The sequence below is a fragment of the Mesorhizobium sp. M1A.F.Ca.IN.020.06.1.1 genome (genome assembly GCF_004023265.1).
Classification (GTDB): domain Bacteria; phylum Pseudomonadota; class Alphaproteobacteria; order Rhizobiales; family Rhizobiaceae; genus Mesorhizobium.
The window spans coordinates 1-10,414 of record NZ_RZSR01000090.1; the positions used below are offsets into that span (position 1 = coordinate 1).

A 10,414-nucleotide genomic window follows, 5' to 3' on the forward strand; every position below is an offset into this window, starting at 1 on the left:
ATCCCGCTCTGGGCCGGAGAGGGCGACCTGCCGACGCCTTCCTTCATCAGCGATGCCGCCGCAGGCGGCCTCGCCAATGGCGAGACCTTCTACACCTGGCAGAAAGGCATTCCCGAGCTCAGGCAGGCGCTCGCCCGCTACTATGCCAGGTATTTCGGCCAGCGCTTCGCCGAGGAAGAATTCATCGTCACCGGCTCGGGCATGCATGCCATTCAACTGGCCATCGACGCGATCGCCGGCAGCGGCGACGAGGTCGTCTATCTCTCGCCGGCGTGGCCGAATTTCGCTGCCGCCGCCGGTGTCGCCGGCGCTGTTCCCGTGCCGGTCACGCTCGACCAGTCCGGGAATGGCTGGTCCTGCGATGTCGACAAGATCGCAGCCGCCATCACGCCGCGTACCAAGGCGCTGTTCATCAATACCCCCTCGAACCCGACCGGCTGGACAGCCGACAAGGAAACGCTTCAAGCGATCCTCGATCTGGCCCGCACGAAGAAGCTTTGGATCATCGCCGACGAGATCTATGCGCTGTTCCACTATGGCCACGGCCGCGCGCCGTCTTTCCTCGATATCGCAACGGCGGAAGACCGCATCCTGTTCGTCAACAGCTTCTCCAAGAACTGGGCGATGACCGGCTGGCGAGTCGGCTGGATCAAGACGCATCCGGCGCTGCAGCAGGTGTTCGAGAACCTGATCCAGTATTCGACCTCGGGCGTCGCCCAGTTCATGCAGCGCGGCGCGGTTGCGGCCCTCGACAAGGGTGACGGCTTTATCGTCGAGCAGGTGGAGCGGGCACGTGCGGCGCGCGATCTGGTCTGCGACATCCTGGGTGCCACCGGCAAGGCGCGCTTCACCGTGCCGCAAGGTGCGTTCTACCTGTTCTTCACTGTCGACGGCATCACCGATTCCCGCGCCGCCGCCTTCGACATCGTCGACAACGCCAATGTCGGGCTGGCGCCCGGCACGGCCTTCGGCCCCGGCGGGGAGGCCTTCCTCAGGCTATGCTTCCACCGCCGCCTCGATCAGCTCGAGGAAGCGGCAAATCGCCTGGCGAAATGGATGAAGACGGTGTGAGACGGGCGGCTTCAGCCGCCTGACTTCGGCACCAGGAGTGGAATAACCCGGTCGCTCTTGGCGACGGCCGGACGGCCGGAGGCGGCATAGGGGATGCCGAGCGCATCCCAGGTCTCGACCAGCGCGTCCTGCAGTTCGGCGATCAGCGCGTCCGAATGGAACGGGGTGGGCGTGATGCGCAGCCGTTCGGTGCCGCGCGGCACCGTCGGGTAATTGATCGGCTGGATGTAGATGCCGTGGACGCCAAGCAGGCGGTCGCTCGCCATCTTGCAAAGCTCCGGATCGCCGACCAGCACCGGCACGATATGGGTGGCCGATTCCATCACCGGCAGCCCGACCGCGGCAAGCATCTGCTTGGCCCGCGCTGCCTGGCGCTGCTGGGCGTCGCGCTCGGCCTGCGAGCGCTTCAAATGCCTGATCGAGGTGGTGGCGGCCGCCGCGATCGCGGGCGGCAGCGCGGTGGTGAAAATGAAGCCCGGCGCATAGGAGCGCACCGCGTCGATCACAGCGCTCGTGCCGGTGATGTAGCCGCCCAGCGTGCCGAAGGCCTTGGCCAGCGTCCCCTCGATGATGTCGATGCGGTCGGCAAGACCCTCGCGCTCGGTGATGCCGCCGCCGCGCGCACCGTACATGCCGACAGCATGAACCTCGTCGATATAGGTCAGGGCGTTGTAGCGCTCGGCGAGCTCGACGATCTGCTTGATCGGCGCGATGTCGCCGTCCATCGAATAGACGCTTTCGAAGACGATCAGCTTGGCGCGCTCGCGTCCTGCCGCCTGCAGCAGGCTTTCCAGATGCGCAACGTCGTTGTGGCGGAAGATCTTCTTCTCGGCCCCGGAACGCCGCACGCCTTCGATCATCGAGGCATGGTTCAACTCGTCCGAGATGAGCAGGCAGTTGGGCAAGAGCCTGGCGATGGTCGAGATCGAGGCTTCGTTGGAAACGAAACCGGAGGTGAAGACCAGCGCCGCCTCTTTGTCGTGCAGGTCGGCGAGCTCATGCTCCAGCTCGACCAGCGGGTTGGACGTGCCGGAAATGTTGCGGGTGCCGCCAGCGCCCGAGCCCATCCGGCCTGCCGCGTTCTGGAAGGCGGCGATGACGTCCGGATTCTGGCCCATGCCGAGATAGTCGTTGGAGCACCAGACGGTGATTTCCTGGGCGCGACCGTTGGAGCGCCAGATGGCGCGTGGAAACTTGCCCACGATGCGCTCGAGGTCGGCGAAAACGCGGTAGCGCCGCTCGGCATGGAGCTGGTCGATCGCGTCTTCGAAGAACCGCTGGTAGTTCATGTCGGCTTCCCAATTTTGCGCCGGATCATAGTCACGGGCCTATGTTACGTCCACCGCGCCGCACCGGTCAAAATGCCACGCCCCGCGCCTGTTCCTAACGATGCCGGATCATGGCCTATTCCCGGGGATGTGAACCAGCTTTGTTTCGGTACGATGCCTCGGGCAGGCGGAACTGTTACAGACTTAACACTAAAATGGGAGGCTAATGGGCTTACGGCGGGGTTTCCAGCACGGCGGCTGTTGAGACAGTTTCCGATAAATCTTGATCAGCGAGGTAAGCGATGACGGTTTTGGTGACGGGCGGTGCCGGCTATATCGGCAGCCACATGGTCTGGGAGCTTTTGGACGCCGGCGAAAGCGTCGTCGTGCTCGACAGGCTTTCCACCGGCTTCGAATGGGCGGTGGCGCCGGAGGCGAAGCTCGTCGTCGGCGACGTCGCCGATCGCGATCTGGTCGGCCGGATCATCCGGGAAAACAAGGTCGACGCCATCATCCATTTCGCCGGCTCGATCGTGGTGCCGGAATCGGTCGCCGATCCGCTCGGCTATTACGAGAACAACACCTGCAAGACGCGCGCGCTCATCGAAACCGCCGTGCGCGAGGGCGTGCCGCATTTCATCTTCTCGTCCACCGCAGCCGTCTATGGCGGCGCCGGGCTGGAGCCGGTGCGCGAGGATGCCCGGCTGGCGCCGGAATCGCCTTACGGCCTCTCCAAGCTGATGAGCGAGTGGATGCTGCGCGATGCCGCGATTGCGCACGACATCCGCTACACGGCGCTGCGCTATTTCAATGTCGCCGGCGCCGATCCCAAGGGCCGCACCGGACAGTCGACGCCCGGCGCCACGCATCTGATCAAGGTCGCCTGCGAGACGGCGCTCGGCAAGCGGCCATTCATGCAGGTCTTCGGCAAGGACTATCCGACACCGGACGGCACCTGCATCCGCGACTACATCCATGTCAGCGATCTGGCGGCGGCGCACCGGTTGGCACTGCAGCGGCTGCGCGATGGCGGGGAGAGCCTCGTCGCCAATTGCGGCTACAGCCACGGCTATTCGGTGCTGGAAGTGATCGACAGCGTGCGCCGCGCCTTCGGCCATGATTTCGACGTTCGCATGGGTGCGCGACGGCCGGGCGACGCCGCCGCCGTGGTCGCCAATTCCGACCTTGCCCGCAAGGAGTTCGGCTGGACGCCGCAGCGCGACGATCTCGACCAGATCGTCAAGGATGCGCTGGCCTGGGAACGCATCCTGACGACCAAGAACTCCGTTCGAAACTAAGCAGTTCAGGAAAGTGTGTAGCGGTTGGGTTCGGCGACTTCGCCGTAGCCTTCGTCCCGGAATTGCGTAATGAGACTGACCTGTTGGGCCAAGGGCTCGTCCGGCGAGTTTAGACGCGGTATTGAGGCTCATGCGGTGGTGTGCCGAAGGCGCACTGTTGGAATGAGCCTTGAGGGACGGCATGAAGGTCTTGGTGCTCGGCGCCGGCGTGATTGGCACGGCGGCCGCCTACTATCTGGCTAAAGACGGTCATGAGGTGACGGTGATCGAGCGCCATGAGGCAGCGGCGCGCGGCACCAGCCAGTCGAACGCCGGCCTGGTCTCGCCGGGCGACGCCACCGCCTGGGCCTCGCCGGCGGCGCTCAAGACCTTTCTGCGCGCGCTCTGGAACCATGACCTCGGCATCAAGGTCCGGCTGCGCCTCGATCCGTATTTCTATGCCTGGAGCCTGCGCTTCCTGCGCGAGTGCACCGTAGCGCGCCTGCGCGCCAACACCGACGTCAAGCTGAAGCTCGCGCTCTATTCGCGCGACTGCATCAATGCGCTCTCGGAGGCGACCGGCATCCATTACGACGAACGCAAGAAAGGCATCCTCTACTTCTTCCGCTCGCAGAAAAGCTTCGACACCGGCACCGACAATTACCGCTACCTCGGCGAGCGCGGCCTGCCGATCGAGATCGTCGGCCGCGACCGCTTGGCCGAGCTGGAGCCGGGCCTTGCCGGCGTGAAGGACAAGATCGCCGGCGGCATCTATTCTCCAATCGACCAGACCGGCGATTCCAAGCAATTCGTCGACAAGCTCGCCGCCTATGCGGCCGAGAAGCTCGGCGTCAGGTTCCTGTTCGGCACGACAATCGAGGGCCTCGACATCGAGGGCGACCGGGTGCGAGCCGTGATGACCTCGGCCGGACCGGTTGCGGGCGACGCCGTCGTCATCTCGATGGGAGCCGAAAGCGGCCTGTTCGGCCGCCGCTACGGCATCGACCTGCCCGTCTACCCGGTGAAGGGCTACACCGTGACCGTCCCGCTCGAGGACGAGAGCAAGGGCCCGACCATGGGCGGCGCCGACGAGGACCGGCTGATCGGCTATTCGAGGCTGGGCAACCGGCTGCGGATGTCCTCGACGGCGGAATTCATAGGCTTCGATCGCAGCTTCAAGCCGCGTGATTTCAGAACCATCCTGGAAACCGGCAAGGACCTGTTCCCGGGCGCCTTCGACGAGAAGAAGGCGCTGCTTTGGGCAGGCCTGAGGCCGATGATGCCGAGTTCCGTGCCCATCTTCGGTCAGGCGAAATACCGCAACCTCTATCTCGACACCGGCCACGGCCATCTCGGCTGGACCATGGCTTGCGGCTCGGGAAAATTCCTGTCCGACCTCGTCGCCGGCCGCAAGCCGGAGATCGATCCGCAAGGGTTGCTTTACGCGACATCGGGCTGAGACGATCGGTGCGCAAGTTGCCACTGGCCTATGTCGGCGCTGGTCGGCGCGACCTGTCAAGTTGTGGCAAATACCATGGCGGGGATCACGTCCCGATGACCCGCTGCCACGCTCGCGCGTAATCATGCCAAGCCGGATCTGCGGGTGGCTCGGTCCGCTCGCCTTTGCTCATGGCGGTAGCGCCGTCTGACGCCGGCAGTGCCGCGCCGATGCTCGTTCCTGTTGACGTTTCCGACGCGATGACAGCCCGTCCCGTTGCCGCCGCCAGCATGCGGATGAAAAGCGGGTTCCGCGCAAAGGGCCCTTCGACCGTCGTCCGCCCGTCGCCGCCAACCAACTCCAGGCAGGTCGCGGTCATCAGCGCCAGATAGAACGAGATGGCGGCGAAGCGCTGGCCGGGTGGCAAGCCCTCGGCGTTGACCCATTGCGCGGCACGGTGAGGGAATGGCCCGGACCCCTCCTGGGTTGATGGCAGCAGCAAGGCCTGGCGTGCCAGCACGGCGGCAATATCGGCCTCGGTCCAGTCCTGCGCCTGGCCCTCGGTCAGCAGCGAAAACTCGCGTCCACCCATGAAGCGCGCCGACGGCACGGGATCGCCGAGCGCATTGACATTGACCAGCGTGTCGCGCTCCGCATCGAGCTCGACCTTCTTGCCGCCGACCGCCATCGAGACCACCCATGTGCCGGTCGAGACGACGGAGAAGGGCGGCCGATCGGACAACAGATGCGGCAGAAGCGAGGCGTTGGAGTCGTGCAGGCCGCAGAACACGGGAGTCGCGGGGTCGAGCCCTGTCAGTCGGGCAATCGCCGGCAGGATCGATCCGAGCCTGTCCTTCGCCCGACGCACGGGCGCCATCAGCGGACGCCAGCCCATCCTGTCGACCAGCGAGGAATAGTCGGACGTCCAGGGGTTCCACAGATCGGTGTGGCAGCCCAGCGATGTCACTTCGTTGGCGGCGACGCCAGTCAGCCGCAGCGCCCAATATTGCGGATACATGAGGATCGCGGCGGACTTGGCGAATTCCACTGGAAAGCGCTTTTGCTGCCAGAAGAATTGCGCGCCGAGATTAAGGCCGATGGGCAACCGCGGCGTGCCTGTTTCGGCGAAGGGAGCGCGTACGGCGTCGTAGTCGGCCGCAAGCTGGTCGGGGCCGTCGAACTCATAGTCGAGCACCGGCAGCACCAGTTCGCCGGCGGCGTCGACCAGCGCCCCGGTAGCGCCATGCGTGGTGATCGAGATCGCATCGATCCGCCGCTCGCGGTTGATATCGGCGAGGCTGTTCAGGATGAACGTCCACAGCGCCTCGACATCGTGATGGGGGTAGGGCGCCTGCCAAACGGGCGCGTTCGCGGTGCGGCGCAGCGCGATCTCGCTCGGCGTCGTGAGCTCGACCAGCGCCACCTTGGCGTTGGTCTTGCCGATATCGATGACGGCGACGTGGCGGATCATGCCATATGGAACATGGTTTCCAGCGGCACCGCCACCGGCTCATTGTCGGGTTTGGTTTCCATGAGGTCGGCCATATGCGCCCACCAGCGCTGCATCACAGGATGTTTCGGCAGGTCGGCCATGCCGTGATCGTCGCGTCGCCACAGCACGCCGAAGAGGATGGTGGTCTCCTCGTCGAGATAGATCGAATAGTCGGAGACGCCGGCATCTCTCAGCAGCTCCGCCAGCTCAGGCCAGATCTCGTCATGACGGCGCTTGTACTCGGCCTTCATGCCGGGATTGAGCTTCATCTTGAAGGCGTGTTTCTCCATCAGGCGAAACGTCCTTCGCGCAGCCGCCGCCAGACGATCGGCAGCGCAATGACGATGATCAGCAGCAGGCCGATGAAGATCGACATGACGATGCCGGGCACGTTGAGCAGGCCGAGGCCGAAGGTCACCAGCCCCATGATAAAGGCGGCAAGAACCACGCCGAGGATGCTGCCGGCGCCGCCGAGGATCGACACACCTCCCAGCACCACCATGGTGATGGCCTCCAGCTCATAGCCCTGCGCAATCGACGGCCTTGTCGAGCCGAGCCGCGACGTGATCAGCACCGAGGCGATGCCCGACATCAGCCCGGTGAGGCAAAACAGGATGAATTTGATGCGGTCGACGCGCACACCGGAGAACTGGCAGGCGACCGGATTGTTGCCAATGGCAAAGACGCGGCGGCCGAAGCTCGTGCGATGCAGCACGAACCAGTAGACCAGCGCCGCGAAAAGGAACAACGCCAGCTCGAACGAGAAGACCCACCAGACATAACCCTGGCCGAAGAAGGCGAAACTCTCCGGATATCCCTTATAGGCCTGGTCGCCGAGGATGATGAAGGCGATGCCGCGAAACAGGCTCATCGTGCCGATGGTGACGACGATGGAAGGCAGGCCGAGCCTGGTGACGAGCAATCCGTTGAAGGCGCCGCAGCCGAGCCCCACGGCGATGCCGATCGCGACCAGCACCGGCGTGCCGGCGCCCGCCTGCGCCGCCATGCCCATCATCGTCGAAGCGAGCGCGACAATCGCGGCAACCGACAGGTCGATCTCGCCCGAGATGATCAGCAGCGCCATTGCAAGCGCAATCAGGCCCTTTTCGGTGAAGTTGAAGGTCAGATCCGAGAGCGACCACGGGTCGAGGAAATAGGGCGAGGCGAAGCTGTTCACCGCGAAGATGAGGATCGCGATGACTACGAGCAGTGCCTCCCAGGAAAAGATCGCCGAAGAAAGCGGCTTGTCGAGCCGGTCGGGGATATGGCGCGGGGCAGGGGTGTCCGTCATGCCGCTTCCGCCTTTCTGAGGATGATGCGACCCTGCCGGCGCTCGCCGCGCGCGTTGAGCACCACGGCCAGGATGATGGCGCTGCCCGAGATCGCCATCTGCCAGAAGGGCGAGATGTTGATGACCGGCAGCGCGTTGGAGATGATGCCGAGGAAGAGCGCGCCGAGCACCGCGCCGCCGACCGAGCCAATGCCGCCGGCGATCGAGATGCCGCCGATGACGCAGGCGGCGATGATGTTGAGCTCGTAGCCGTTGGCGACTTCGACCGAGGCGATCACGTAGCGCGAGATCCATAAGTACCCGGCTAGCCCGCCGATCATGCCGGAAATGCAAAAGACGATGAACTTGGTGCGGCCGACATCGATGCCGGCATAGACCGAGGCGGTCGGGTTGACGCCGATGGCATAGATCGAGCGGCCGATCTGCGTGCGCGTCATCGCCAGAAAGAACAGCGCAATGACGAGAAGCGCGATCCACGACAGGACCGGCAGGCCGAGGAAGGCGGCGCGCTGGAAGTTGATGAAGTCGGGGCTCATCTGGTCGGCATTGACCCAGGCGCCGCCGGAGACGACGAAGGTGGCGCCGCGATAGATGGTGAGCGTGCCGAGCGTGACCACGATGGACGGGATATTCAGCCGCCACACCAGGAAGCCGTTGATGGCGCCGAGTAGGAGGCCGACAAGCAGTGCGATGACGATCAGCACCGGGATCGGGATCGCCGGATGGGCAGCGTTGAGCATCGCCACCACCATGCCGGTGAAGCAGAGGTTGGACGCCATCGACAGATCGATCGAGCGCGTCAGGATCACCACCATCTGGCCGAGCGCCAGGATCATCAGGATCGAGGTGTCGTTGAACACCTGGCGCAGATTGGCCGGATCGGCAAAACCGGGGAAGCGGGTCGAGATCAGCCCGATCAACAGGACGATGCCGGCGAGCAGCCAGATCTCGCGATATTTGAGAAAATTCTTCATGCCGCGATCCCCGCTGCGGTCCTGACCAGCGTCTCGGCGTCGAGGCCTTTGTTGTCGTAGGTGGCCGCGATACGGCCTTCACGCATGACCACGACCCGGTCGGACATGCCGAGGATTTCCGGCAGTTCCGAGGAGACCATGATCACCGATAGCCCCTGCGCCACGAGCTCGGCCATGAAGCCGTGCACAGCGGCTTTGGAGCCGATGTCGATGCCCTTGGTCGGCTCGTCGAGGATGATGACCTTCGGCGTCGTCGCCAGCCATTTGGCGATGACCACCTTCTGCTGGTTGCCGCCGGAAAGGGTGCCGACATCCTGGCTGAGCGACGAGGCGCGCAGGTCCAGCCGCTCGGTGTAGGAGCGGGCAAGTGAGAATTCTTCCGCCAGCTTGAGCACACCGGATTTCGAGGTGCGCGCAAGCGAAGGCAGCGATACGTTCTGAAAGATCGGCAGGCCGATGACGACACCCTGCTTGCCGCGCTCTTCCGGCACATAGACGATGCCGGCCTCGATCGAATCCGCCGCCGATTTCGGCGCGATTGAGTTGCCGTCCAGCGAAATCGTGCCGCGGCTGGTGCGCGTAATGCCGGCGATCGCCTGCATCACCTCGCTGCGGCCGGCACCGACGAGGCCATAGAAGCCGAGGATTTCGCCCTTGCGCAATTCGAAGCCGATATCGTCGAACTCGGTCGGGTGCGACAGGCCGGAGACCGACAGCACCGGCGCGCCGATCTTCGGCTCGCGCTGCGGAAAGATGTGGTCGACGTTGCGGCCGACCATCATACGCACGATCTCGTTCTGGCCGGTGTCCTTGAGCAGGCCTTCGCCCACCATCTCGCCGTCGCGGAAGACGGTGTAGCGGTCGGCGATGCGGTAGATCTCGTCGAACTTGTGGCTGATGAAGAGCACCGCCTTGCCTTCGCTCTTCAGGAATTCGATCAAGAGGAAAAGTTCGTCGATCTCCTTCATCGAAAGTGCGGCGGTCGGCTCGTCCATGATGACGATGCGCGCGTCGATGGACATGGCGCGCGCCACCGCCACCAGATGCTTGTTGGCGATGCCGAGGTCCTTCAGGCGGGTGTCGGCGTCGATGTGGCCGGCGCGCATCGTCTCCAGCACCTCGCGCGCATTTTTGCGCATGGTGCGCCAGTCGATGGTGCCGAAGCGGGTGCGCGGCGCATGGCCGAGGAAGATGTTTTCGGCGACCGAAAGGTCGTCGAACAGCACCGTCTCCTGATGGATGGCGGTGATGCCGTGGCCGAAGGCGGCATGCGCGCTGGGCAGCGTCGTGGCCTGGCCGTCGATGCTGATTTCGCCGGCGTCGGGCTGGTAGATGCCGGTCATGATCTTGACCAGCGTCGACTTGCCGGCGCCGTTCTCGCCGATCAGCGCCGTCACCTGTCCGGGATAGAGCGACAGGCTGACATTGTGCAGCGCCCGAACGCCCGGAAAACTCTTGGAGATGCCTGAGAGCGTCAGGCGCGGGGCCAATTTGTCCTCGCCCTCGCGGGGAGGGTCGCGAACAACGTGAGCGGGATGGGGGTTGTCTAGCATATCAAGTTAAGGTCCTGGTGCATGGAAGCGTCGGCACCCCCGCCCCGTCT

The 10,414-nt window shown here is 64.5% G+C and carries 9 protein-coding genes; 3 read left to right on the forward strand and 6 right to left on the reverse strand.

The window, feature by feature from the left end; all coding sequences use genetic code 11:
• The coding region (locus EOA60_RS06560; protein ID WP_164899204.1) for a pyridoxal phosphate-dependent aminotransferase at positions 1–1,071 on the forward strand (1,071 nt) is incomplete at its 5' end.
• An 11-nt stretch (positions 1,072–1,082) separates the two neighbouring features.
• Here the strand turns inward: EOA60_RS06560 and hemA are convergent.
• The gene (gene hemA / locus EOA60_RS06565; RefSeq protein WP_095826052.1) at positions 1,083–2,360 is read right to left on the reverse strand and encodes a 5-aminolevulinate synthase; all 1,278 of its coding nucleotides are present in this window, start codon (positions 2,358–2,360) and stop codon (positions 1,083–1,085) included.
• A 281-nt stretch (positions 2,361–2,641) separates the two neighbouring features.
• On the opposite strand from hemA, the gene galE reads away from it, so the two are divergent.
• Complete coding sequence (gene galE, locus EOA60_RS06570; RefSeq protein ID WP_095777447.1) at positions 2,642–3,637, forward strand: UDP-glucose 4-epimerase GalE; 996 nt, start codon at positions 2,642–2,644, stop codon at positions 3,635–3,637.
• Between the two features lie 181 nt (positions 3,638–3,818).
• Entirely contained in the window at positions 3,819–5,075 is a 1,257-nt protein-coding gene (locus EOA60_RS06575) for a D-amino acid dehydrogenase (protein ID WP_095826051.1), read from the forward strand.
• An 85-nt stretch (positions 5,076–5,160) separates the two neighbouring features.
• Here EOA60_RS06575 and EOA60_RS06580 read toward each other — a convergent pair whose 3' ends face one another.
• The 5 genes from EOA60_RS06580 to EOA60_RS06600 are packed head-to-tail and all read right to left on the reverse strand — an operon-like array spanning position 5,161 to position 10,364.
• Positions 5,161–6,525 (reverse strand): FGGY-family carbohydrate kinase, encoded by a 1,365-nt coding sequence (locus EOA60_RS06580; RefSeq protein ID WP_095826050.1) that lies wholly within the window; start codon positions 6,523–6,525, stop codon positions 5,161–5,163.
• Entirely contained in the window at positions 6,522–6,836 is a 315-nt protein-coding gene (gene rhaM / locus EOA60_RS06585) for an L-rhamnose mutarotase (RefSeq protein WP_206522078.1), read from the reverse strand. The genes EOA60_RS06580 and rhaM overlap by 4 nt, the downstream gene beginning before the upstream one ends.
• Positions 6,836–7,837 (reverse strand): ABC transporter permease, encoded by a 1,002-nt coding sequence (locus EOA60_RS06590; RefSeq protein WP_095799395.1) that lies wholly within the window; start codon positions 7,835–7,837, stop codon positions 6,836–6,838. Before EOA60_RS06590 ends, rhaM begins: the two co-directional genes overlap by 1 nt.
• On the reverse strand, positions 7,834–8,811 hold the full coding sequence (locus tag EOA60_RS06595; RefSeq protein WP_067322800.1) for an ABC transporter permease: 978 nt from the start codon (positions 8,809–8,811) through the stop codon (positions 7,834–7,836). The genes EOA60_RS06590 and EOA60_RS06595 overlap by 4 nt, the downstream gene beginning before the upstream one ends.
• A complete protein-coding gene (locus EOA60_RS06600) occupies positions 8,808–10,364 on the reverse strand; it encodes a sugar ABC transporter ATP-binding protein (RefSeq protein WP_245322491.1) in 1,557 nt (518 codons plus the stop codon). The genes EOA60_RS06595 and EOA60_RS06600 overlap by 4 nt, the downstream gene beginning before the upstream one ends.
• Between the last annotated feature and the right edge of the window lie 50 nt (positions 10,365–10,414).